The organism is Mesorhizobium shangrilense (assembly GCF_028826155.1).
Taxonomy (GTDB): domain Bacteria; phylum Pseudomonadota; class Alphaproteobacteria; order Rhizobiales; family Rhizobiaceae; genus Arvimicrobium; species Arvimicrobium flavum.
On sequence record NZ_JAQGPN010000001.1, the window covers coordinates 2,090,072 to 2,110,534 of the forward strand.

Annotated in this window: 21 protein-coding genes; 13 read left to right on the forward strand and 8 right to left on the reverse strand. The window is 65.8% G+C overall.

Annotation, left to right across the window (positions count from 1 at the left end):
• Nucleotides 1-72 precede the first annotated feature (72 nt).
• Entirely contained in the window at nucleotides 73-1,737 is a 1,665-nt protein-coding gene (locus PD284_RS10230) for a Na/Pi cotransporter family protein (protein ID WP_274628094.1), read from the reverse strand.
• A gap of 378 nt (nucleotides 1,738-2,115) precedes the next feature.
• Here PD284_RS10230 and PD284_RS10235 point away from each other — a divergent pair, with 378 nt between their 5' ends.
• Nucleotides 2,116-2,520: an RcnB family protein gene (locus PD284_RS10235; RefSeq protein WP_274628095.1), complete on the forward strand. Its 405-nt coding sequence runs from the start codon at nucleotides 2,116-2,118 to the stop codon at nucleotides 2,518-2,520.
• 53 nt (nucleotides 2,521-2,573) lie between these two features.
• Here PD284_RS10235 and PD284_RS10240 read toward each other — a convergent pair whose 3' ends face one another.
• On the reverse strand, nucleotides 2,574-3,782 hold the full coding sequence (locus PD284_RS10240) for an MFS transporter (RefSeq protein WP_274628096.1): 1,209 nt from the start codon (nucleotides 3,780-3,782) through the stop codon (nucleotides 2,574-2,576).
• Between the two features lie 612 nt (nucleotides 3,783-4,394).
• On the opposite strand from PD284_RS10240, the gene dnaG reads away from it, so the two are divergent.
• The 7 genes from dnaG to PD284_RS10275 all read left to right on the forward strand — a co-directional run bounded on the left by dnaG (nucleotide 4,395) and on the right by PD284_RS10275 (nucleotide 11,590).
• Nucleotides 4,395-6,314, forward strand: a complete 1,920-nt coding sequence (dnaG, locus tag PD284_RS10245; protein WP_274628097.1) for a DNA primase — start codon at nucleotides 4,395-4,397, stop codon at nucleotides 6,312-6,314.
• Nucleotides 6,315-6,745: 431 nt separating this feature from the next.
• Nucleotides 6,746-8,767, forward strand: coding sequence for an RNA polymerase sigma factor RpoD (gene rpoD / locus PD284_RS10250; protein ID WP_274628098.1), 2,022 nt, complete (start codon nucleotides 6,746-6,748; stop codon nucleotides 8,765-8,767).
• 184 nt (nucleotides 8,768-8,951) lie between these two features.
• Nucleotides 8,952-9,245 (forward strand): GYD domain-containing protein, encoded by a 294-nt coding sequence (locus tag PD284_RS10255; protein WP_274628099.1) that lies wholly within the window; start codon nucleotides 8,952-8,954, stop codon nucleotides 9,243-9,245.
• A gap of 83 nt (nucleotides 9,246-9,328) precedes the next feature.
• On the forward strand, nucleotides 9,329-9,937 hold the full coding sequence (locus PD284_RS10260) for a Uma2 family endonuclease (protein ID WP_274628100.1): 609 nt from the start codon (nucleotides 9,329-9,331) through the stop codon (nucleotides 9,935-9,937).
• Between the two features lie 177 nt (nucleotides 9,938-10,114).
• Nucleotides 10,115-10,726 (forward strand): LysE family translocator, encoded by a 612-nt coding sequence (locus PD284_RS10265; protein WP_274628101.1) that lies wholly within the window; start codon nucleotides 10,115-10,117, stop codon nucleotides 10,724-10,726.
• 67 nt (nucleotides 10,727-10,793) lie between these two features.
• Nucleotides 10,794-11,216: a secondary thiamine-phosphate synthase enzyme YjbQ gene (locus PD284_RS10270; RefSeq protein WP_274628102.1), complete on the forward strand. Its 423-nt coding sequence runs from the start codon at nucleotides 10,794-10,796 to the stop codon at nucleotides 11,214-11,216.
• A 71-nt stretch (nucleotides 11,217-11,287) separates the two neighbouring features.
• Nucleotides 11,288-11,590: an HlyU family transcriptional regulator gene (locus PD284_RS10275; protein WP_274628103.1), complete on the forward strand. Its 303-nt coding sequence runs from the start codon at nucleotides 11,288-11,290 to the stop codon at nucleotides 11,588-11,590.
• Nucleotides 11,591-11,612: 22 nt separating this feature from the next.
• Here the strand turns inward: PD284_RS10275 and PD284_RS10280 are convergent, their stop codons facing one another.
• Nucleotides 11,613-12,212 carry a TetR/AcrR family transcriptional regulator gene (locus PD284_RS10280; protein WP_274628104.1) on the reverse strand — a complete coding sequence of 200 codons (600 nt, stop codon included), beginning with the start codon at nucleotides 12,210-12,212 and terminating at the stop codon, nucleotides 11,613-11,615.
• Nucleotides 12,213-12,282: 70 nt separating this feature from the next.
• On the opposite strand from PD284_RS10280, the gene PD284_RS10285 reads away from it, so the two are divergent.
• Nucleotides 12,283-12,708, forward strand: a complete 426-nt coding sequence (locus tag PD284_RS10285) for a VOC family protein (RefSeq protein ID WP_274628105.1) — start codon at nucleotides 12,283-12,285, stop codon at nucleotides 12,706-12,708.
• Between the two features lie 30 nt (nucleotides 12,709-12,738).
• Here the strand turns inward: PD284_RS10285 and PD284_RS10290 are convergent, their stop codons facing one another.
• The 3 genes from PD284_RS10290 to PD284_RS10300 all read right to left on the reverse strand — a co-directional run bounded on the left by PD284_RS10290 (nucleotide 12,739) and on the right by PD284_RS10300 (nucleotide 14,421).
• Nucleotides 12,739-13,110 (reverse strand): type II toxin-antitoxin system VapC family toxin, encoded by a 372-nt coding sequence (locus PD284_RS10290; RefSeq protein WP_274628106.1) that lies wholly within the window; start codon nucleotides 13,108-13,110, stop codon nucleotides 12,739-12,741.
• A complete protein-coding gene (locus PD284_RS10295) occupies nucleotides 13,107-13,370 on the reverse strand; it encodes a type II toxin-antitoxin system VapB family antitoxin (RefSeq protein ID WP_274628107.1) in 264 nt (87 codons plus the stop codon). Before PD284_RS10295 ends, PD284_RS10290 begins: the two co-directional genes overlap by 4 nt.
• Nucleotides 13,371-13,467: 97 nt before the next feature.
• Entirely contained in the window at nucleotides 13,468-14,421 is a 954-nt protein-coding gene (locus tag PD284_RS10300) for a S1C family serine protease (RefSeq protein WP_274628108.1), read from the reverse strand.
• 264 nt (nucleotides 14,422-14,685) lie between these two features.
• On the opposite strand from PD284_RS10300, the gene PD284_RS10305 reads away from it, so the two are divergent.
• The 3 genes from PD284_RS10305 to PD284_RS10315 all read left to right on the forward strand — a co-directional run bounded on the left by PD284_RS10305 (nucleotide 14,686) and on the right by PD284_RS10315 (nucleotide 17,068).
• Nucleotides 14,686-15,555, forward strand: coding sequence for a S1C family serine protease (locus PD284_RS10305; RefSeq protein WP_274628109.1), 870 nt, complete (start codon nucleotides 14,686-14,688; stop codon nucleotides 15,553-15,555).
• Nucleotides 15,556-15,562: 7 nt separating this feature from the next.
• Nucleotides 15,563-16,120 carry a helix-turn-helix transcriptional regulator gene (locus PD284_RS10310; RefSeq protein WP_274628110.1) on the forward strand — a complete coding sequence of 186 codons (558 nt, stop codon included), beginning with the start codon at nucleotides 15,563-15,565 and terminating at the stop codon, nucleotides 16,118-16,120.
• An 81-nt stretch (nucleotides 16,121-16,201) separates the two neighbouring features.
• Complete coding sequence (locus tag PD284_RS10315) at nucleotides 16,202-17,068, forward strand: SDR family oxidoreductase (RefSeq protein ID WP_274628111.1); 867 nt, start codon at nucleotides 16,202-16,204, stop codon at nucleotides 17,066-17,068.
• Nucleotides 17,069-17,113: 45 nt separating this feature from the next.
• Here PD284_RS10315 and PD284_RS10320 read toward each other — a convergent pair whose 3' ends face one another.
• Both PD284_RS10320 and PD284_RS10325 read right to left on the reverse strand, forming a co-directional pair.
• The gene (locus tag PD284_RS10320; RefSeq protein WP_274628112.1) at nucleotides 17,114-17,647 is read right to left on the reverse strand and encodes a TIGR00645 family protein; all 534 of its coding nucleotides are present in this window, start codon (nucleotides 17,645-17,647) and stop codon (nucleotides 17,114-17,116) included.
• 158 nt (nucleotides 17,648-17,805) lie between these two features.
• Nucleotides 17,806-19,776: an OmpA family protein gene (locus PD284_RS10325; protein WP_274628113.1), complete on the reverse strand. Its 1,971-nt coding sequence runs from the start codon at nucleotides 19,774-19,776 to the stop codon at nucleotides 17,806-17,808.
• Between the two features lie 193 nt (nucleotides 19,777-19,969).
• Here PD284_RS10325 and PD284_RS10330 point away from each other — a divergent pair, with 193 nt between their 5' ends.
• On the forward strand, nucleotides 19,970-20,416 hold the full coding sequence (locus PD284_RS10330) for a YcgN family cysteine cluster protein (protein WP_274628114.1): 447 nt from the start codon (nucleotides 19,970-19,972) through the stop codon (nucleotides 20,414-20,416).
• Nucleotides 20,417-20,463: the final 47 nt, after the last annotated feature.

Genomic DNA, 20,463 nt, shown 5'->3' on the forward strand with positions numbered 1-20,463 from the left:
GCTCCATCTGTTCTACAGTCGCATTTGTGCGACGCCAGACGGTTTCGTCTGGCTGCAAAATGCTCGAAGGGCTCACTCCGCCTGGAGCCGCGACCCGCGCAGCAGGCCCTGCTGCTCGAGAACCGGGTACGCGATGGAGGCGAGCAGGGAATTTATCTGCTTGAGATCGCGAATGGTGTCGAGATGGATCGAGCTTGTCTCGACGCTCCTCTCCGAGCCTTCGCCGAGGCGGGAGAAGTGGCTGCGGCTCGCTGCCTTCTCGAGGTCGCGCAGGCGATCCTTCTCCTGGACGAGCAGGCGCGCCGCGCCGGTATCGCGTGAAACGACCACGTTGAAGGCAAGACGCGCGTTGGCGAGAACCGCCGCGTGGAAGGCCGACAGTTCGCGCCAGCCCTGGTCGGTGAAGGTGAGGCCGCGCTTCAGCTTCTTGCGGACGTGGACGAGCATGTTGCGGACGATGATGTCGCCGACCTGCTCGAGCTTCACACATGCGTCGATCAGTTCGAGGCAGCGGACCGCGTCATCCTCCGACAGCGCGTTCTGGTTGATCTTGGCAAGGTAGAGCTTGATGGCCGCATACAGGCGGTCGACCCGGTCGTCCAGCGCCGCCAGCGCCTTGATCCTGTCCTCGTCCGCGCTCTCGTACAGCTCCATGATGCGGCTCAGCATGATCTCGATGGTCTCGCAGACGCGCACGACCTCGCGCGTGGCGTTGGCGAGCGCGAGGGTGGGAGTCCCCAGGGCGCCCGGGTCGAGGGCGCTGAGTTCGGCAGTCTCGAGGGATTCCGATGTGGATGCGGGGCCGCCGAGCGCCACGGCCTTTTCTGCCAGGCGGCTGACCAGGCCGGCGAGCGGGATGCCTATCACGGCAAGAGCGACGTTGAACGCGATATGCGCATGGACGATCTGGAGCGCGGGCGAGGTACCGAGCAAGGTGGCGTCGGGGGCAAGGAAGACGAAGGCGATCAGGGCGATGATCGCGCCGCTGCCGCGCAGGATGAGGTTGCCGAGAGGGACGGTGCGCGCCATCGGCGGCATGGTGCGTGACAGCATGACGGCGATGAGCGCGCCGCCGATGTTGGCACCGAGGACAAGCACGATGCCAAGCTCCGCCGGAACGAGGCCCCGGGCTGCAAGCGCGACGACGAGCAGGATGGCCGCGACGCTGGAGTGGAACAGCCAGGTCATGATCGCGGCGACCAGGAAGGCCGTTGCCGGATCCCCCGCCAGATAGTTCACGATGACCGGCAGAAGCCGGCTTTCGCGAAGCGGTTCAGAGGCTTCGCCGATAAGGCGCAGAGACAGAATCAACAGGCCGATGCCGATGAGGATGCGGCCGACTTGCAACAGGTCGCGGCGGCTGGTCGACATGAAGAGGATGGTGCCGGCGACGAGGCAGACAGGAACCAGCAGGCTGAGGTTGAAACTGAGCAGCTTGACGACAAGCGCTGAGCCGACGTCGGCGCCCAGTACGGCGAGAAGGCCAGCCTGTCCGCTGACGATACCGGACCCGGCGAAGGAGCCGACGATCAGCGCCACTGCCGTCGCGCTCTGCAGGGCGATGGCGAGGGCCGCTCCGGCTCCGACCGCCATCAGCGGATTCCTGAGGATCGAGCGGAGCTTCAGCCGGAGCACGTCGCCATAGGCGCGCTCGACACCGGTGCGCACCATGCGGGTGGCGAACAGCAGCAGGGCGACTGCGCCGGCAAGGTTGAGCAGGACGATGGAGCCGCTCATCGCGAGGCCGCCAAAGCGCTGCCGGGACCGCATGCGCGCGATCGCCGGGGCACAAAATCAGGGGTGCGAATCAGGTTCATTTGGATCGGAGTATCTTAGCCGGATAATGTTTCGGGTCCATGCCGCGCGCGGTCCCCCGAGCGAAGGGCAGGGTCGGCGGACGTGTCTTCCGCAGCGCCCGAGAGTGCACGGGGCGCCACGCCATCAATATAGGTACTCGGGCGTGCAAAGGAGCGGGCTGCTTTGCACGACGATTCCGGCGTTCATCAATCAACCGTCGCAAGATGCTGGAATCATTACGCAACGTTAATGTCGACGTTCAGCTTCGGTTCACATCGCGAACGATACTCCTCAGGCGTCAGAACGAAGGAGTATTTCATGAAACGTCTCGCTCTCGTTGCCGTCGCGCTTTCCATGCTGGCGCCCGCGGTGCAGGCGCAAGCCGCGCCCTCCCATGCGCCGCAGGCCAGCGTCGAATATGTCTCCGACAGGCACGGGCCGCAGCGGCACGACTCCCGCAGGCACGAGCGCCGGGAGTACGACGCCCGGGATCGCCGCCATCAGAGCAAAAAGTATGAAACGCGCCGGGACTACGAACGCAGGCACCACTGGAAGCGCGGCCACAAGTATTCGGACTGGAAGCGCCATCGCGCGGTGCGAAACTGGCACCATCACGGCCTGAGGCGGCCGGGACACGGCCAGCACTGGATCAAGGTCGACAACGACTATCTGCTGGTCGGGATCGCCTCGGGCCTGATCGCCGGCATCGTCGCCGGACGCTAAGCCGAGTTGAAACCGGGAATGCGAAGGCGGCCAGAACTGGCCGCCTTCTTCATTCATGCAGCCTGGGCGCATCGGTTGGATCGCGCCATGTCCAGGCGCGGCGGCACGGCGCCGCTACGGCGCTCGAAGTGATAGGAGAGCAGGGCGACGAGCGACGCCAGCAGCATCGCGCCGACGCCGAGCAGCGGAAGGCTGCGATAGCCGTGGCCTGCGTTGAGGATCATCGCGCCGACCGATGCGGCCAGGGCGATGCCGATATTGAAGCCCGACGGGATCATCGAGGATGCGAGGTTGGGGGCGTCGGCGGTCCAGCGGAGAATGCGGGTCTGGACGGGCGTGCCGATGGCGAAGCTGAGGCAGCCCCAGACCGAAATCACGCCGACCATGGGAATCGGGTAGGGGCTCGCCAGATACATCGCCGCAAGCACGACCGCCTGCATCGCCGTCAGAGCAATGAGGGAGGGCATAAGCTTCCAGTCTGCAAGCTTTCCGCCAAGGAAGACACCCAGCGTCGCGCCGACGCCGTTGAGCAGCAGCACCCACGGCACGAACGCGGCATCGAGCCCGGTGACCTCCTGAAGCATGGGGGCGATATAGGTGAACGGCACGAACTGGCCGATCATCAGCATCAGCATGAGGATGAGGGAGGTCCAGACCTGCTGGCGGCCGAGGACGCGCACCTCGCGTCTGAAGCCGGCAGGACGGTCCGACGATCCCGTGTTGCGGGGCAGGAGAAGCAGCATGGCGGCAGTGGCAAGAAGGCCGAGGCCGAACATCGCCCAGAACGTGGCGCGCCAACTCCAGAGATTGCCGATTGCAGTGCCGGCGGGGACGCCGACGATGTTGGAGATGGTCAGGCCGGCGAGGACCAGCGCGACGGCCGTGCCGCGCTGGTCCTCGCGCACCAGCCCCACGGCCACCACCATGGCCACGCCGAAATAAGCGCCGTGCGCGATCGCCACGGCGACGCGGATCGCCAGCATGGACGCGAAGTCGGGCGCAAGCGCGCAGGCGAGCTGGCCGAGGGTGAAGGCGATCGCCAGCCCGACCAGCAGCGTCTTGCGCGAAAGCCGTGCGGTCGCGAGCGTCAGCAGCGGGCCGCCCACGGCGATGCCGATCGCATAGCCGGAGACGAGATAGCCCGCCGTGGGGATGGACACGTCGAGGCCTTGCGCCACCTGCGGCAGGACGCCGGCGATGACGAACTCCGTGGTGCCGAAGGCGAAGGCGGCGATGAACAGGGCGAGAAGCGGGAGAGACATGGGCCGACCGGTGAGTTGGGTGGCCGTCAAATCATGGGTCGCGCGATACGGCAACCGAGAGTTTGTGAGGCGGGGTTCAGCTTTTCTTGATGCCAGCCGAGAGTTGCACGGCTCGCGCGCTTGGTCGTGAACTGCGGCCGGGCCGTGACATTGCGCGTTCGCGCAAGTTGAGACGAACGCGTGCGGCCATCAGAATGCAAGGCGAAGGCGGAAGCAGCAAGCGCGGAGCCAGCCCGCGCCATCGGAGGGGATCGGCCGCTCCGACCGTGGCGACGGCCTCGCCTTCAACGGAGGTAGTGCTATGTGGCGATCGCCATTCGGCATTACCCTTAGAATCACAAGGACCCGGACGGGCTGGACAATCTCGTTCCGGGTCCAAGTGATCATCTAAGGAAAGGATCGGCGGAGCAATCCGCCGATCCGCTCCGGAAACATAGGCGATTTCCGAGGTTTTTCCAATATGCCTGCTACAGGCGCGTCGTACAGCCGGCGCGCCTGCCCTCGCTTTCAGCAAAAACTCGACGGGCCTGTGAATCGCGGGTATGCGTGCCCTGCACCGGTCGCGCGCCAGGCACTCCGCGCCTATATGTATCGGCAACCGACAGCGAGGCCATGCGCTTTTCACCCAACTTCCTTGACGAGATTCGCGACCGCGTGCCGATTTCATCGGTCATCGGCGCGCGCGTGTCGTGGGATCGCAGGAAGACCAATGCCGCCAAGGGCGACTGGTGGGCGTGTTGCCCGTTCCACGGCGAGAAGAGCCCGAGCTTCCACTGCGAGGACAAGAAGGGCCGCTACCATTGCTTCGGCTGCGGCGTTTCGGGTGACCATTTCCGGTTCCTGACAGAGCTGGATGGCCTGAGCTTCCCGGAAGCCGTGGAGCGGATGGCCGACATGGCCGGAGTGCCGATGCCGGCGCGAGACGTTCATGAGGAAAGGCGCGAGAAGGAGCGCGCCAGCCTGCATGACGTCATGGAGCTGGCGACGCAGTTCTTCGAGCAGAAGCTGCAGACCGCGGAAGGGGCAAAGGCGCGCTCCTATCTGCGCGAGCGCGGGCTGGCGCCAACGACGCAGCAGGCGTTCCGGATCGGCTATGCGCTGGACAGCCGCAACGCGCTGAAGGAGTTCCTGGCCGGGAAGGGCGTCGAGAAGGCGCAGATGGAAGCCTGCGGCCTGACCGTCTTCGAGGACGTGCCGGTCTCCTACGACCGATTCCGCGACCGCATCATGTTTCCGATTCCGGATTCGCGCGGGCGCATCATCGCCTTCGGCGGACGCGCGATGGCGAGCGATGCGCTGGCCAAGTATCTCAACTCGCCGGAGACCGAGCTCTTCCACAAGGGCAACGTCCTCTACAATTTCGCCCGCGCCCGCAAGGCCCTGCACAAGACCGAGACGGTGATCGCGGTCGAAGGCTACATGGACGTGATCGCGCTGGCGCAGGCGGGCTTCGAGAACGTCGTGGCGCCGCTCGGCACCGCCTTGACGGAAAACCAGCTTGAACTCCTCTGGCGCATGGCGCCGGAGCCCTTGCTCTGTTTCGACGGCGATCAGGCCGGCCTCAAGGCCGCCTGGCGGGCGGCCGACCTGGCGCTGCCGGTCGTCGAGGCGGGCCGCACCGTCCGATTTGCCCTGCTGCCGGAAGGCAAGGATCCGGATGACCTGGTGCGCAGCGACGGGCGCGAGGCGTTCAGCGCAGTGCTTGGCGAGGCCCGGCCGCTGGTCGACCTCCTGTGGTCGCGCGAGACGTCCGGCCGGACCTTCGAGACGCCGGAGCGGCGCGCCGATCTCGAGAAATCGCTGCGCGAACTGACGTCGCGCATCAAGGACGAGAGCCTGCGCTATCACTATCAACAGGAGATGCGCGATCGCATGCTCCGCTTCTTCGGCTCGACGAGACCTGCGCGCCGCGGTCCGCCAGGAGGAGGGGGCGCCAAGGACCGTCAGGCGGGTCCCTGGGCTTCCCGGGGCGGCGGCAATCCGATCACCGAAAGCCTCGGGCGCTCGGCCCTGCTCAAGCGCAGCGGCGACGTGATGCCGTTGCGCGAGGCGACCCTGGTCGTCGCCATCGTCAACCACCCGGCGCTGGTCGAGGAGTATTTCGAGCATGTCGAATTCCTCGACCTGACGAACGCCGAGCTGCGCCGCCTTCACGCGGTGCTGCTCGACACCTTGGCCCACGACGTGAACGCGGATCGTGACGCGGTGATCCACGGCATAGCGGAAGCCGGCATTACGGAAATCTGGGAAAGGGCGGTGGAACTGGTCAAAAGGGCGCGCCAGTGGCCGGCCCTGGCGGAGGCCGCCGCAGAGGATGCGCGCGACGCATTCGCGCAGGCGCTCCACTTGCACGTCTCCACCCGCACCTTACATAGGGAGCTGAAAGCGGCGGAAACGGCGCTTGCGACCGATCCGTCGGACGAGAACTACCTGCATCTCGTAGAGGTCAAGGCACAAATGCGCGACGCGCAGGCAGCCGAGGCGCTGATCGAGGGGTTTGGGGTTTCGTCGGGGCGCAGCGGCATGAGTTGAGCCAAGTCGTGCTTCACACCATGCAGCCAACGATGGCGATTTTCTGCGAATTCGATGCCGAGGGCGGGCAATGCGCCCTTCGCTTCGATCGAGAGATCGCTTGAGCGTGGCGTCGTGTGGAACCGATGCAGCCGTCGGGTTCTGCGGCAATTGATTCGCTTTTTTAACGCGAATCATGCCAGAGGCGCTTGACGACCCATGGGAATGTCGGAATCAGGACGATTCGGGAAGCGAGCGTGCGGTATAGGCCGCGTAACATCAACAGTGTGTAGCGCTGATGGACTGGACGGGGAACGCGCCCCGCCCCAGATATCGGCGTTAGCACAGGCATAGGGCGCCCGGTACTCGCGGGCCCTTTCGGCGTCAGGTCCATAAGGACACAAGGATGCCGCCAGACGCAACGCAGCGCGGCGGCTCGGAGAAAGCAAGGCATGGCGACAAAGGAAAAGGAAGAGGTCGAGACCGAACGCGAGGGCACGACCGACGGCCCTCTGCTGGACCTTTCCGACGATGCAGTCAAGAAGATGATCAAGGCCGCCAAGAAGCGCGGCTATGTGACGATGGACGAGCTGAACTCGGTCCTGCCCTCGGAGGAGGTGACCTCCGAGCAGATCGAGGACACGATGGCGATGCTGTCCGACATGGGCATCAACGTCGTCGAGGATGACGAGCGCGGCGAGGAAGCCGAGGCCGAGGGCGACGCCGAGGAAGAGGCGACCGAACTGGCCGAGCAGACCGGCACGGCGGTTGCCGCCACCACGACCAAGAAAGAGCCGACCGACCGGACCGACGATCCCGTGCGCATGTACCTGCGCGAGATGGGATCGGTCGAGCTCTTGTCGCGCGAGGGCGAAATCGCCATCGCCAAGCGCATCGAGGCGGGCCGCGAAACGATGATCGCGGGTCTTTGCGAGAGCCCGCTGACCTTCCAGGCGATCATCATCTGGCGCGACGAACTCAACGAGGCGAAGATCCTGCTGCGCGAGATCATCGATCTCGAGGCGACCTATGCCGGCCCCGAGGCCAAGCAGGCGCCGATCGTCGAGCGCACGGAAGAGAACGACAAGCCGAAGGAAGAGGCGCGCGGCGGCGCGCGCCGCGGCCGCGACGAGGAAGACGACGTCACCAATGTCGGCGGCGAGAACCGCGGCGAGGACGACGAGGACGACGAGGACGAGCAGAACCTGTCGCTGGCGGCGATGGAGGCCGAGCTTCGCCCGCAGGTGATGGAGACGCTCGACGTCATCGCCGACACCTACAAGAAGCTGCGCAAGCTGCAGGACCAGCAGGTCGAGAACCGGCTGGCCGCGGCGGGCACGCTCTCGCCCAGCCAGGACCGTCGCCTGAAGGAGCTGAAGGACCAGCTCATCAAGGCGGTGAAGTCGCTGTCGCTCAACCAGGCGCGCATCGAGGCGCTGGTCGAACAGCTCTACGACATCAACAAGCGGCTCGTGCAGAACGAGGGCAAGCTCCTGCGCCTGGCCGAAAGCTATGGCGTGCGCCGCGACGAGTTCCTGAGGGAATACCAGGGCTCCGAGCTCGATCCGAACTGGATGAAGTCGATCTCGAACCTCACCAGCCGCGGCTGGAAGGAGTTCACCAGGAACGAGAAGGACACGATCCGCGACCTGCGCTCCGAGATCCAGAGCCTGGCGACCGAGACGGCCATCTCGATCGCCGAGTTCCGCAAGATCGTGAACCAGGTGCAGAAGGGCGAGCGCGAGGCGGCGATCGCCAAGACCGAGATGGTGGAGGCGAACCTGCGCCTCGTGATCTCGATCGCCAAGAAGTACACGAACCGCGGCCTGCAGTTCCTCGACCTCATCCAGGAAGGCAACATCGGCCTGATGAAGGCGGTCGACAAGTTCGAATACCGCCGCGGCTACAAGTTCTCGACCTATGCGACGTGGTGGATCCGGCAGGCGATCACCCGCTCGATCGCCGACCAGGCGCGCACCATCCGCATCCCGGTGCACATGATCGAGACGATCAACAAGATCGTCCGCACGTCGCGCCAGATGCTGCACGAGATCGGTCGCGAGCCCACGCCGGAGGAACTGGCCGAAAAGCTCGCCATGCCGCTCGAGAAGGTGCGCAAGGTGCTGAAGATCGCCAAGGAGCCGATCTCGCTCGAAACGCCGGTTGGCGACGAGGAGGACAGCCACCTCGGCGACTTCATCGAGGACAAGAACGCCATCCTGCCGATAGACGCGGCGATCCAGGCGAACCTGCGCGAGACGACCACGCGCGTGCTCGCCTCGCTCACGCCCCGCGAGGAGCGCGTGCTGCGCATGCGCTTCGGCATCGGCATGAACACCGACCATACGCTCGAAGAGGTCGGCCAGCAGTTCTCGGTGACGCGCGAGCGCATCCGTCAGATCGAGGCCAAGGCGCTCAGGAAGCTGAAGCACCCGTCGCGGTCGCGCAAGCTCAGGAGCTTCCTGGACAGCTAGGCCGTCCAGCAGCGCATTCATGAAACTTCTGAAAGGGGCGGCTTCGGTCGCCCTTCTCTTTTTCCCGACCGCAGGATCGCTTGCCGCCCGGGAGCGGCGGGATCATAGTTTCGGTCGCGGTGGGCGAACGGACCGGCGTTGGCCATCCTGATCCGATGCTGCACGGCGCCGGAGGGAGGTTGCGATGACCACCTACATCCTGCTGATCAACTGGACCGAGCAAGGTATCAAGGCCGTGAGGGAGTCGCCAAAGCGGCTCGACGCCGTGAGGAAGGAGCTTGCCGACATGGGCGGCGAGTTCCGCGAATTCTACCTGACGATGGGCAAGTATGACATGGTCGCCGTGTGCGAGGCGCCGGACGACGCCGTGATGGCGCGGCTCGCGCTGCGCGTCGGCATGGGCGGGAACGTGCGCACCCAAACCATGAAGGCGTTTTCGGAAAAGGCCTATCGCGAGATCATCAACTCGCTTGGGTGACACCCCGATAGGATCAGAGCAGTCGGTTTCGACCGTGACGCGCGCACGTGCAGTGCAGGCGAACCTCTGCTAGGATCGCCGGCATGAACGAGCACGCAATCCGGTTTGGTTCGATGCCCGGGACCACACAAGCGGCCGACGGGATGCCGCGGCGTGCGTGGACCGTCGCGGAAATCGAGGCGATGGTGCGGGCCGGCATCATTGGGGAGGACGAACGGTTCGAGCTCATCGGGGGGGAGGTGGTGCCGATGCTGCCCAAAGGCGGTCGCCACGAAATGGTGAAGATCGAACTGAACAGGCATTTCCAGAGGAGCGTGGCGGACGATCTCTCGATCGCTCCGGAAACCACGCTCCGACTGGACGACACCAGTTTCCTCGAGCCGGACTTCTGCGTGTTTCCCCGATCAATCTTTCCCGGGGACATGCGCGGATACCATGTGCTGCTGGCGATCGAGGTGGCGGATACGAGCCTTTTCTACGACCTTGGACGCAAGCGCGGCGTCTATGCCGCCTTCGGCATTCCAGAGGTCTGGGTGATCGACGCCAACACGCTGGTCACCCATGTCCACCGGCAGCTCGGCCCGAACGGCTATGCCGACATCCTGGAGATGAGCAGCACGGATACGCTGACCGCGACCAGGGCGCCTTCGGTGTCGATGTGCCTGGAGCAACTGAAACTCGCGCCCCTCTGAGAAAACTCCCTTTTGGGGCAGCTTCCACCCCGGCCCGACCTGAACAGAGCGGCAGGCATTCTGACGAATGCAAATCCGCCGCTCCTCCTGTTTTTGAGCCGCATTCGTGCGACGCCAGACGATTCCGTCTGGCTGCAAAATGCTTTATCGTCGCGCCGGCCATGGAGGTCCCAACTGATGTCGATCGAGTTCCTGCTGACCACCCTGATCATCGTGGCGTCTCCCGGCACCGGCGTGATTTACACGCTTGCGGCGGGACTCGCGCGCGGTGGCCGGGCGAGCCTGCTCGCGGCATTCGCCTGCACGCTGGGCATCGTGCCGCATCTCGTCGCCGCCATGATGGGCATCGCAGCGCTCCTCCACGCCAGCGCGCTGCTCTACGGGATCGTGAAGTATGCCGGCGTCGTCTACCTGCTCTACATGGCCTGGCAGACGCTGCGCGAGAACAGGGCGCTCAAGGTGGAAGCGAAGGCCGATACGCGCTCGGCCTGGCGGATCGTGACCGACGGCGTGCTGGTCAACATCCTCAATCCGAAGCTGTCGATCTTCTTCGTCGCCTTCCTGCCGCAATTCATCCCGGCCGGGGAGTCCAACCCGCTGATGCGGATGCTCGAACTGTCCGGCGTGTTCATGGCCGCCACCTTCATCGTCTTCGCCATCTACGGGCTGTTCGCGGCCGCCATGCGCGATCAGGTGGTGGGCAGGCCGTCGGTGATGGCGTGGCTGCGGCGCACGTTCGCGGCCGCGTTCGTGGCGCTCGGCGCAAAACTCGCACTCTCCGAAAAATAGTCTACAGGCAGGGCGGGCACATCATGAGCGGTCGCAGCCCTGCGGTTCGGCGCATGCGAGGACAGGAATGAGCCAGACAACCCTTGTCATCCAGACGTCGGGTCCGGGTCTCTATGAGTTCACCGACCGCGCGCACGCCTTCGTGCGCGAGATGATGGCGACTATCGGCCTGCTGACCGTTTTCGTCCGCCACACGTCATGTTCCCTGCTGATCCAGGAGAATGCCGACCCGGACGTGCGTCGCGACCTGGAGGCGTTCTTCCGAAGGCTGGTTCCCCCGGCGGACGATCCATCCATGGATTATCTGGAGCACCGCCTGGAAGGCGCCGACGACATGCCGGCGCATATCAAATCGGCGCTCACAGCGGTGTCGGTCAGCATTCCGATCACCGCCGGACGTCTGGCGCTCGGGCCGTGGCAGGGACTCTACCTGTTCGAGCACCGCCTGCCGCCGCATCGTCGCGAAGTGCTGTTGCACCTGAGTGCCTGATATCCTGCAATCGCTCGACGGCATGGCCTCGATTGGCTACGGTGCAAACACATTCATTCGAGGGCCTAGCGATGTCGTTCCTGAAGCGTTTGTTTGGACTTGGGGGCGATGCGTCCGAAGGCGAGGGCGCCTCGACCGGCGGCAAAGTCGCCAAGGAAGTCGAGCACAAGGGGTTTGTCGTGCGCGCAACCCCGTTCAAGGAAGGCGGTCAGTTCCAGACCTGCGGCACCGTCTCCAAGGAGGTTGGCGGCGTCGTGAAGGAGCACAGGTTCGTGCGGGCAGATCGCTTCGCGGGCCTGGAGGATGCCGTCGAAGTATCGATTCGAAAGGGCATTCAACTCATCGACGAGCAGGGCGAGCGACTGTTCAACTGACCGGCCAGGCGGCGATCCTGCGTCATTTCCGATTTGCCAGGCCGTCGATCAGGGCGGCGAGCACGGCGCGGTAGTCAGCAGCGTCGCCCCCGGTTTCGATCGCCAGGGCCGCGCGGTCGAAGGCGGCTGACAGGAGAAGCGTGGTCGCCTCGACCGGCAGGTTCCGGGGCAAGGCTCCCGACTTCACGGCAAAGCCTATGCCCGCCCGCAGGGAGCGGGTAGCGTGGCGGTCGTCGATCTCGTCCATGCCGGCGCGGCCGAGCACGGCGGGGCCGTCGATCAGCAGAAGCCGCGTTCGGCCTGGCAGCGCCATGGCTTGCAGATAGGCGTCGCCGCCCTTGATCAGCGCCTCGCCGGCCGGCAAATCGTCGGGCGCGGCCCGGTCGATCTCGTCGGCGACCAGCGCGGCCTCGTTCTCGACCACAGCGCGAAACAGCGCCTGCTTGTCTGCGAAGTGGTGGTAGAGCGCGCCCCGCGTGACATTCGCGGCCGCCACGATCTCCGGCGTGCCGGTGTCGGCATAACCCTTTTCAATGAAGAGCTGCCTTGCAGCGCCCAGAAGGGCGGCGCGCGTGGCCTGCGTGCGTTCCTTGTTCGAGCGCCGTCCGGATTCCTGTTGCATACATGCAGCCTGTATGTTAATCACGAGAAACATGCAGACTGTATGTCCATGAAGGAGGAAAGGGAACCCCATGAAAACAACCAGCTACTACCCGGTCCTGATGAGCGACGACGTTGCGGGACAGGCGGCCTTCTACAAGCGGCATTTTGCATTTGAGGCGCTGTTCGAGAACGACTGGTATGCGCATCTGCGTTCGACCGAGGACATGAGCGTCAACCTCGGCATCGTGCGCTGGGACCACGAGACGATCCCGGCAGGCAACCGGGCCAAGACGCAGGGCTTGCTGATCAATTTCGAGGTAAAGGACCCGGATGCCGTCTACGAGCGCGTACGGGCAGCCGGCTTGCCCATCCTGCTTTCGCTGCGCGACGAGGAATTTGGGCAGCGCCATTTCATCACGCGCGATCCGTGCGGCGTGCTGATCGACGTCATCAAGCCGATCAAGCCGAGCGCTGAGTTTTTGGCGCAGTATCAGGAGGGAACGGCGGCAGAGTAGGAAACGCGGGCCGGCAGGATGGAAGGCGCGTCATGCCGCTCGCGCGACGTCGCCCTTGAACAGGAGGGGCATCGCTTCGAGCTTGGAAACAGCATAGGCGATGCAGTCGCCAAAGTTGAGGGCTGCCGGGTGGCGGCCCTTGCCGTAGCGCAGGAATGCGGCTCGGGCGACCGCTGCATGGTCGGCCGTGAAAGGCAGGACAACCATGGACGTTCGGTTCAGGAACGCCTCCAGTTCGTCGAGGATTTCCGGAGATCCTGAGCCCACCAGCACCATGCTGGTTTCAAGGTGAGATGGCGCGGCAACGAAGCGCTGCTCCGCAGCGACGATTGCGTTGAGATAAATCATGCGGTCGGGTTCGGCGCGAAGGATCGCCACCAACGCCGAGGTGTCGACGATCATCTGGTCGGAGCCCCGAACTCGTCATAGCCGAGGATCTCGTCGTCGCTGAGATTCGAGGGGCGCACCAAAGCTGACGCGCGGTCGCTGATCTCCACGAGTTCGGCCAACAGGTCGCCGTCAGACTTTCTCGGAACCAGACGCTCGCGCTCCACTTCGCGGCGAAGGCTTTGGCGGATCGCCTCGGTTATGGACACCTGCCGGCGGCCCGCAAGCTCGCGCGCAAGCGCTTCCACTTCGTCATTCTTAATGGAAATGCCCATTCTAGAAAACTCCGAGCAGTATAGAAGATAGGCGCGCTCTGAGTTGCTGTAAATGGTCACGCGAGCGACTAGGCCCGCGGCCGCGTGGCGGTAGCCCTCAAGCGGTCCGCGCCTCCGGCACCACGGTCAGTTCGACTGCGGTTGAGCGGCGCAGGACCAGGCAACGCGTGTCGCGGCCGATGCGCGAGCCGTCGAGCAGGCGCACGAGGTCGTCGACGCCGGTCACGGGCTGACCGTCGATGGCGGCGATCACGTCGCCCTCATTGAGGCCGGCGCGGTCGGCGGGACTGCCTGGCTCTACCTTGCGCAGGCGGACTGCCGAGGTGGTGGCAAGGCCGGACATGAGGGCGGCGCGGCGGGGCAGGGCGACGGTGTCGGCCGAGACGCCGATGAAGGCGCGCCGTACCTTGCCGAAGCGGATGATCTCGGAGATGACGAAATTCGCCGTGTTGGAGGCGACCGCGAAGGCGATGCCCTGCGCGCCGCGGATGACCGCGGTGTTGACGCCGATCACCTCGCCGGCGGACGAGACGAGAGGGCCGCCGGAATTGCCGGGATTGAGGGCGGCGTCGGTCTGGATGACGTCGTCGATCAGGCGGCCGGTGGCGGAGCGCATGGAGCGGCCGAGAGCCGAGACGACGCCGGCGGTGACGGTCCATTCGAAGCCGAGCGGGTTGCCGATGGCGATGGCGATCTGGCCGCGGCGCAGGAGTTTTGAATTGCCGAGCGGCGCAAAGTCCGGAAAGCTTGCATGGGAGCGGACGAGGGCGAGGTCGGTGTCGGGATCGCGCCCAAGAACGCGGCCCTCGGCATGGACGCCGTTCGGTATCGCGATGCGCACCGAGGTTGCATCGCCGACTACATGGCTGTTGGTCACGATCAGGCCGTCCGGCGAGATGATGAAGCCGGACCCCTGGCCGGCGCGCGGCTGCGAAATCTCGATGCGGCAGACGGCGGGACCGATGCGGTCGACGGCGTCCGCGACGCTGGCGGAGTAGGCGTCGAGAAGCGCTGCGTCGTCCGACGTCATTTTTTCGGCGGCGACACTCATCCCTGTCTCTCCTTGGGTGGCGGCGTTGCGAGATTGAATCGCGTAGCGCGTCCATCCCCTTGTTTAGCCGCGCGAATTTCCCTGTCGCCCGACCGTGGCGGTCGTGGGTGCGGCAGCGCGCGGCGATGCCTATATGTGGAGAGCCGTCGGGCCTGGCTGCGACCTCGCCAGATGGGCAGCCGCACGCTCGACTAGCCGTCAGGCGAGTAGGAAGCGACGACAGAAACCGCAATATCCGGGCATGCAGCAACCCGGGAGAGTTTCATGAGCGCCCTTGATCTCAGCGCCTTTTCGGATGCCGTCGCAGACATCGCCGAGAAGGCCGCCGCAGCCACCGCCAGTCTTGCGCGCGGGCACCACACGGCCAGCGCCTTTCACTGGCGCGACGGACTTTTCGTGACCGCCGAGGAGGCGGTCGAAGACGACGAAACGCTCGATCTCATCCTGGCGTCGGGCGCGCAGGTCAAGGCGGAGCTTGCCGGTCGCGATCCCTCCACCGGCGTAGCGCTGATCCGCACGACAGGCAGCGATGGCATCCCGACATTCGAGATGGCGGGTCCGCCGCGCGTGGGTTCGCTGGCGATCGCCGTCGGGCAGGCCTGGGACGCACGGCTGGCAAGCCTCGGGACCGTCGGTCTCGTCGGGCCCGCATGGCGGTCGATGCGCGGCGGGGAGATCGCGCGCCGCATCAATCTTTCGGTGACGGCCGGCGGACGGTTTGAGGGCGGGCCGGTGCTGGATGCGAGGGGGGCGCTGCTCGGCATGCTCCTGTTCGGTCCGCGGCGGCGCGTGCTGGTCATGCCGCACGAGAACATCGCAAATGCGGTCGCGGCCCTCGACAGCAAGGGACACGTGGCGCGGGGCTATCTTGGGGCCAGCCTGCATCCGATGCGCGGCGCCGGCATGCAGGGCGCGATGGTGATGAGCCTCGACGACGACGGGCCGGCCAAGGCTGCCGGCATCCAGCTCGGCGATATCATCGTGGCCTGGGACGGCGAGGAGGTGAGCGGGCCGCGCGAGCTGCTGCGGCGTCTGGGGCCGCCAAGCGCCGGCAGGACGGTGACGCTCGGCATCGTGCGGGGCGGGGAGCCGCGCGACGTGACAGTCGCGGTCGGCGAGAAACCGCTGGCGTGAGCGCTGAATGCCGGACCGCACCATCGTTCTTCTCGCAATTCAGGACAGCGTCCGCGCCGAACGGCTGGCTGCGGCGATGGAAGCGGACGGCGACTTTCTGACGACGGTCGATGCAATCGCCGACAGCGCCGACGTGATCGTCATGGAAGCCGTCGAGGATGGGTCGCTGCGCATCTCGGCCGGAGCGGACGGCGGGGAGGGCGAGGCGGAGGCGGTGCTGCCCGCCAGGGTCGAGGATGCGGTTGTCGTCGCGGCGGTGCGGCTGGTGGCGGCAGGTTTTGACGTGTCCCCGGCCGCAAGGCGCAATGGACCGGATGACGGGCCGCTGGCCATGGCGGTCGACAATGCCGGATCCACGCGGCCGCGGACGGCGCTCTCGGCGCGCGAACTCGAAGTGCTGGCGCTGCTCGCCGACGGTGCGCCCAACAAGGTGATCGCCCGCCGGCTCGACATCTCGGTCCACACGGCGAAGTTCCATGTCGCGTCCCTGCTGACGAAGCTCGGCGCGGTTAACCGGACCGACGCCATCGTCATCGCGATGCGGGAGGGGCTGGTGCCGGTGTGATCGCGTTGCGTCCCCCATACCCAACTTGAATCCCGACCTGTGACAGGCGAGGATCGCCAAAAGTCATGAGAGAGGGCTGCCATGTCGCTCAAGGGCAAAACGCTTTTCATTTCCGGAGGCTCGCGCGGCATCGGTCTCGCCATCGCGCTGCGGGCTGCGCGCGACGGCGCAAACGTCACCATCGCGGCCAAGACGGCGGAGCCTCACCCGAAGCTGCCGGGCACGATCTACACTGCGGCCGAGGAGATCGAGAAAGCCGGCGGCAAGGCGCTGCCGGTGCTCTGCGACATCCGCGAGGAGGGCCAGGTGGCCGAGGCGGTGGAGAAGACCGTAGCCGCGTTCGGCGGCATCGACGTCTGCGTCAACAACGCCAGCGCCATCCAACTGACCGGCACCCTGCAGACCGACATGAAGCGTTTCGACCTGATGCACCAGATCAATACGCGCGGAACGTTCCTCGTCTCCAAAATGTGCATTTCACACCTGAAGTTGGCGGAAAATCCTCACATTTTGAATCTGGCGCCGCCGCTCGACATGGAGGCCAAGTGGTTCAAGCACCACGTCGCCTACACCATGGCGAAGTTCGGCATGTCGATGTGCACGCTGGGCATGAGCGCCGAGTTCGCCAAGGACGGCATCGCCGTCAACTCGCTGTGGCCGCTGACAGCGATCGATACGGCGGCGGTCCGCAACCTTCTGGGCGGCGACGCGGTGGCGGCGCAGAGCCGTTCGGCCGACATCATGGCCGATGCCGCCCATGCGATCGTGAGCCGGCCATCCCGAGAGGCGACCGGCAATTTCTATATCGACGAAGAGGTGCTGCGCGCCGAGGGCGTCACCGATTTTTCGAAGTACGCGCCAGGCGCAACGGGTCCGCTCGCCGGGGATTTTTTCGTGCCGGACGAGGTGTTTGCGCGCAGCGGGACACAGGTGAAAGGGCTGTTCTAGGAGGCCGCCCCCAGGATGCGGGGAGTCTGCGTCTGAACGGACAGCCTACAGGCCCGGCTCCTGAGCCTCTTTCTCCTTGCCGGCCTTGCTGAGGCCGGTGACGCGGTCGATGTAGGCGAGGATCAGCGCCGACACGACGAAGGCAAGATGCATGATGGTCATCCACATCAGCTGCGCGTCGGTATAGGTGTTGGCGTTCAGGAACACCTGCAGCAGGTGGATCGAGGAGATCGCCACGATGGTGGAGGCGACCTTCACCTTCAGCGACCCCACATCGATCGTCCCCAGCCAGTGGATCTCGCCATCGTGGTTGTCGAAGCGGCTGACGAAATTCTCGTAGCCCGAGATGATGACCATCACCACCAGTGACGCGACCAGCGCGGCGTCGATCAGGCCGAGCATCTTCAGGATGGTGTCGGTGTCGTCGAGGATGAGAACCGTGGTGGCGAACTCGACAAGCTTCTTGCCGAAGGAGAGGCCGTAGATCGCCAGCGCCACGCCAAGCCCCACATAGAAGACGACCAGCAGCCAGCGCGAGGCGAGAATGACGGATTCGATGGCGAGTTCGAGGCGCTTCATACAATCTCCACAGGGCGATTCCGCCGGCGTTCTTCCATCGGGAATGTGATTTTTCAAGAGAGGCGGACAACAAAAACCGGTCGGCAGGCCGCCGACCGGTTGGTTTTTCGAGCCTTTGCGCGGAGCCGGTCTAATGCCGGCAGGCGCGGGCGCCAGCGTTAGTCCGCCTTCGCCACGGGCGCGACGAGCGGCGTGATGCGCCGGATGGCCACGCGCCGGTTCTCCCGCTCCTGTGCCTGCGTGCGCACCTTGAGATACTGCTCGCCATAGCCCTGCGTCGCCAGGTTCTCCGGCGGGATGCCGAAGACATTGGTCAGCGCCTCGGCGACGGCCTCCGCGCGCCGGTCTGACAGCGCAAGGTTGGCGAGGTCGCTGCCGACCGCGTCGGTGTGGCCCTCGACCAGGAAGGTCTCCGCAGGGCTATCCTTAAGCATTCGTTCCATTGCCTGCGCGACGCCCTCAAGCCTCTGCACCTCGCTCTCCGCGATCGACGCCGAGCCGAACTCGAAGGTGATGGTGTCGAGGTCGACACGCCGCGTCTTGTCGCGCACGCGTGCCGAGCGCTTCACTTCCTCGATGGAATAGAGACGCTCGACGCGTTCCACCGGGGGCTGATCGAGGAACTCGTAGTAGCGGTCGGGATCCTCGACGCCGCCGGCGTCGAGAATGTATTCCTCGACGGGGATGACAAGCTGCATCGGCGGCAGATCGAGGCCCGGATCATGCCAGATGCCGTCGTCCTCGTAGCGGTCGTCGTCGACATAGGCGAGGACGTATTCGGTGCCGTCGGGCGCGATCCGTGAGCGACGGACGACGTCGCCATAGCGGTTGCGGATGGTCACAACCTGGAAGCCGTTTTCGCGGACCACCGTCTCACGGGTGCGGCCGCGCGGCAGATCCTCATAGTAGACCTCGCGCGCGCCGCGCGTCAGACGCGGCCGGTCGTTGCTTTCCACGATGACCTGGTTGTTGACCTCGATGACGACGCGGTCGCCGATCTCCCGCACCACCTCGACGCCCTGACGCCGCTCCTGTGCGCGGAAGTCCGGCGCGCGCTCGATGCGCGTTCCTTCTTCCGCGGTGACGGGGCGGATCTCGATGGGGGCTACCTGCTGTTGGGCTGCCCGATCGTCGGCCGGCGGCGGACCGGCAGGCTCGGCAGGAACAGGATGTGCCGCTTGCGTGCCGTCCGGCTGGGCCGGCTGTTGCGGCTGCGCGGCCTGACCCGGCTGCTGAGCGCCTTCCGTCGGAGCGCCCTCTGTCGGAGCCGGCGCCGGCTGCTGCTTCTGGCTGTCCAGGACCGGAGCAGCGTTTTCGGGCAGAGGCGCCTGACCGGACTGATCGCCAGGGGCGGGCGCCTGGTCGGAAGCGGGAGGCTGCCCCTCGGCGGGAGCCTGTTCAGGTGTTGGCGCTGCCTCGGTGGGCGGCTGCTCCGGCGCGGGCGCGTTCTCGGGAGCCTGAGGCTGCTCTGCCTCTGCCGGCGCCTGCTCCTCGGCGGGCGGCTGCCCCGGCGCAGGCGCGTTCTCGGGAGCCTGAGGCTGTTCGGCCTCCGCCGGAGCCTGCTCCTCGGCGGGTGCCTGCTCTGGCGCAGGCGCGTTCTCGGGAGCCTGAGGCTGCTCGGCCTCTGCCGGAGCCTGCTGCTCGGCGGGCGGCTGCTCGGGCGCAGGAATTTCCTCGGGAGCCTGAGGCTGCTCGGCCTCTGTCGGAGCCTGCTGCTCGGCGGGTGCCTGCTCTGGCGAAGGCGCGTTCTCGGGCGCCTGAGGCTGTTCGGCCTCTGCGGGAGCCTGCTCTTCCGCCGGAGCCCGCTCCGGGGCGGGCGCTTCCTCGGGAACTGGAGGTTGCTCGGCCTGCGGCTGCTGCGCCGGGGCCTGCTCCTCGGCTGGAGGCTGTTCGGGCGCGGGCGCTTCGGCAGGGGGTGCTTCCTGCTGCTCCTCTTCCTGCTGCTGTTGCTTGCGTTTCAGCAGTTCTTCCTCGGTGGGCTGATCCTGCGCAAGGATGACGGGCGCACGCGCCGCTGCCTCTTGCTCGGGCAGCACGCGCTGCTGGAAGGCCCCGGCGCTGCCGAGCGGCATGGACGCCATCAGCAGTGCAAGAGCGGTTCCTGCCCAGATCTTGGGGTGGCCTGTCATCCAATTCTCCTGTCATTCCAATCAGTCCCATCCGGCACGCAAACTTCCCTCGCAGGGGTTTGGTTCCGATCGGGGAGGATTGTCCGCCCAGGTGGCGTTTGCCCGGCGGCATCGTGTCGGGAAGATGACGCGGGGGTTCTATCCCCGGTGCATGGGCATTGACGCGAGCGCCCGGGAGGTCCAGAGCACGCCGATGAGCCAGCCCTTCTGGAAGACGAAATCACTGGAGGAGATGTCCGCCGCCGAGTGGGAATCGCTTTGCGACGGCTGCGGCAAATGCTGCCTCGCCAAGCTGGAGGACGAGGATACCGGCGAGATCCACTGGACCAGCGTCGCCTGCCGGCTGTTCAATCCCAAGACCTGCCGCTGCCGCGACTACCAGAACCGCCTGGCGAAGGTGTCGGACTGCGTGCAGCTGACGCCCGAGAACGTGCGCACGCTGACCTGGCTGCCTTCGACCTGCGCCTACCGGCTGGTCGCGCATGGCGAGGATCTGCCCGATTGGCATCCGCTGGTGTCGGGCGATCGTCAAAGCGTGCACCGGGCGGGGATTTCGGTGAAGGGCAGGATCACCGCCAGCGAGTCCGACCTGGACGAGCCGGAAGACTATTTCGACCACATGCTCGAGCGCGAGCCCTAGAGCTTCCCGCGCCCGATCTGCAGCTCTCCTGAACCGTACATGAACGC

What these genes read in the sequence shown, in the direction of transcription:
- PD284_RS10290 (WP_274628106.1), bottom strand. Translation starts at nt 13,110, where the DNA reads ATGATCGTCGACACCTCGGCGTTGGTGGCGATCCTTCGCGCCGAACCC.
- dnaG (WP_274628097.1), top strand. Translation starts at nt 4,395, where the DNA reads ATGCGCTTTTCACCCAACTTCCTTGACGAGATTCGCGACCGCGTGCCG.
- PD284_RS10275 (WP_274628103.1), top strand. Translation starts at nt 11,288, where the DNA reads ATGTCGTTCCTGAAGCGTTTGTTTGGACTTGGGGGCGATGCGTCCGAA.
- PD284_RS10325 (WP_274628113.1), bottom strand. Translation starts at nt 19,776, where the DNA reads ATGACAGGCCACCCCAAGATCTGGGCAGGAACCGCTCTTGCACTGCTG.
- PD284_RS10270 (WP_274628102.1), top strand. Translation starts at nt 10,794, where the DNA reads ATGAGCCAGACAACCCTTGTCATCCAGACGTCGGGTCCGGGTCTCTAT.
- PD284_RS10330 (WP_274628114.1), top strand. Translation starts at nt 19,970, where the DNA reads ATGAGCCAGCCCTTCTGGAAGACGAAATCACTGGAGGAGATGTCCGCC.
- PD284_RS10230 (WP_274628094.1), bottom strand. Translation starts at nt 1,737, where the DNA reads ATGAGCGGCTCCATCGTCCTGCTCAACCTTGCCGGCGCAGTCGCCCTG.
- PD284_RS10265 (WP_274628101.1), top strand. Translation starts at nt 10,115, where the DNA reads ATGTCGATCGAGTTCCTGCTGACCACCCTGATCATCGTGGCGTCTCCC.
- PD284_RS10260 (WP_274628100.1), top strand. Translation starts at nt 9,329, where the DNA reads ATGAACGAGCACGCAATCCGGTTTGGTTCGATGCCCGGGACCACACAA.
- rpoD (WP_274628098.1), top strand. Translation starts at nt 6,746, where the DNA reads ATGGCGACAAAGGAAAAGGAAGAGGTCGAGACCGAACGCGAGGGCACG.
- PD284_RS10310 (WP_274628110.1), top strand. Translation starts at nt 15,563, where the DNA reads ATGCCGGACCGCACCATCGTTCTTCTCGCAATTCAGGACAGCGTCCGC.
- PD284_RS10240 (WP_274628096.1), bottom strand. Translation starts at nt 3,782, where the DNA reads ATGTCTCTCCCGCTTCTCGCCCTGTTCATCGCCGCCTTCGCCTTCGGC.
- PD284_RS10315 (WP_274628111.1), top strand. Translation starts at nt 16,202, where the DNA reads ATGTCGCTCAAGGGCAAAACGCTTTTCATTTCCGGAGGCTCGCGCGGC.
- PD284_RS10280 (WP_274628104.1), bottom strand. Translation starts at nt 12,212, where the DNA reads ATGCAACAGGAATCCGGACGGCGCTCGAACAAGGAACGCACGCAGGCC.
- PD284_RS10300 (WP_274628108.1), bottom strand. Translation starts at nt 14,421, where the DNA reads ATGAGTGTCGCCGCCGAAAAAATGACGTCGGACGACGCAGCGCTTCTC.
- PD284_RS10295 (WP_274628107.1), bottom strand. Translation starts at nt 13,370, where the DNA reads ATGGGCATTTCCATTAAGAATGACGAAGTGGAAGCGCTTGCGCGCGAG.
- PD284_RS10285 (WP_274628105.1), top strand. Translation starts at nt 12,283, where the DNA reads ATGAAAACAACCAGCTACTACCCGGTCCTGATGAGCGACGACGTTGCG.
- PD284_RS10235 (WP_274628095.1), top strand. Translation starts at nt 2,116, where the DNA reads ATGAAACGTCTCGCTCTCGTTGCCGTCGCGCTTTCCATGCTGGCGCCC.
- PD284_RS10255 (WP_274628099.1), top strand. Translation starts at nt 8,952, where the DNA reads ATGACCACCTACATCCTGCTGATCAACTGGACCGAGCAAGGTATCAAG.
- PD284_RS10305 (WP_274628109.1), top strand. Translation starts at nt 14,686, where the DNA reads ATGAGCGCCCTTGATCTCAGCGCCTTTTCGGATGCCGTCGCAGACATC.
- PD284_RS10320 (WP_274628112.1), bottom strand. Translation starts at nt 17,647, where the DNA reads ATGAAGCGCCTCGAACTCGCCATCGAATCCGTCATTCTCGCCTCGCGC.